At 49.3% G+C, this 1,239-nt stretch carries 2 protein-coding genes; both read left to right on the top strand.

What is annotated here, in order from left to right; translation table 11 throughout:
• Positions 1-74: 74 nt before the first annotated feature.
• A complete protein-coding gene (locus tag MXE41_RS12980; protein WP_246979057.1) occupies positions 75-458 on the top strand; it encodes a transposase in 384 nt (127 codons plus the stop codon).
• Positions 459-729: 271 nt separating this feature from the next.
• Positions 730-1,239, top strand: a 510-nt coding sequence (locus MXE41_RS12985) for a hypothetical protein (protein WP_247100895.1), incomplete at its 3' end; no start/stop codon positions are given.

Raw genomic sequence — 1,239 nt, forward strand, 5'->3', positions numbered from 1 at the left:
ATGATGTCTGCAGGTGGCAGCGCAGACGGCACGGCCATGCCTGTATCAGTGGACTTTTAAGGAGGAGACTGCAAATGTCTATGCCAGCATCAAGGAGTTCACAGGAAATCTCTACAGTAATTGACGGCTTCAGCAGCATGAAGATCACTGTGATTGCAGCACCATGCGATATGCGCAAAGGCTACAACTCGCTGAGCGTAATCTGCGGGTATCTGAATATCAATCTTCGTAAGGGAGAGGATGCAGTGGTTTTCATGTCAGGCAGCCGTCGCCTTGCCAAGATAGTCTGGAGCGATGGGTCAAATGGATACTGCCTTAGCTGCTACCCTCATGATTCTGCTTATAAGAAGCTTCTTTCCAGGGTAACAGACCCTGTAGGCAACATGCCTGTATCAGTGGAGGAGCTCAAGCTCTACCTGTCAGGCAGGCCGCTGCTGCACTCATGTGAGCCACTTTAAGAGTGTAGGGACGGTTCAGGGGATAATTTCAATAGAGGTGATCCCCGTTCTATCGGAAGATTTTTAGGAAACTGAATGGCTGCAGGCCAGATTTCGGAGGGAATTTTCTGGAATTTGGATGTAGCGCCCAAAGGCGTAAATACAGGGTTGAACGATGTATGAGAGGGGATATAGTATGGGGGCAACGGAGCAGGTATCTGTCTCCGGAGGTTGTTTTAGGAAGGAGAGGAGGACTCTCCTACAAAAATACAATATGAGGTCATTATACCCCATGACTACACTTTCAATGGAATATCTGGAGCCGCTCTCTTTTGAGAGCAGGATGGAGGTACAGGAGAGCAACATCCTGTACTCCAGCCGCTCTGTTCCATCCGTTCAGTCATGGTGTCTGCCACCTCATTCCCGCCTGGAAAAGAACTCCCCGTCCAGCAGCATTCAAGAGCCTCCACTCAGTCAGGACAGCTGTGTCCTGACAGAGGAGGCTTTGTCGTCTTTGAGCAGTTCAACTTATCAGACCCGCGTTTTCGGCTCATTCTATGACACCAGCTCACGTCACTCCGGTATCAGAAAGAGTGGCAGAGCTGATGCCGATGGCTTTATGACTTGTTTTAAAGCCCGCATTCATGATGAGTTTAACGATAACTATGCGCTTGGACATGGCCTGCGTAAGGAATATTTTGACTTCAAAGACCACAGAAACGGATTTGCCACCAGTGTCGGCAAGCTGGTCGCCCAGTACGATAAGACCCATGATCAGCAGGATGTATTTGAGTTCACCAAG

This window comes from Anaerobiospirillum sp. NML120449, from assembly GCF_023051105.1.
Taxonomy (GTDB): domain Bacteria; phylum Pseudomonadota; class Gammaproteobacteria; order Enterobacterales; family Succinivibrionaceae; genus Anaerobiospirillum.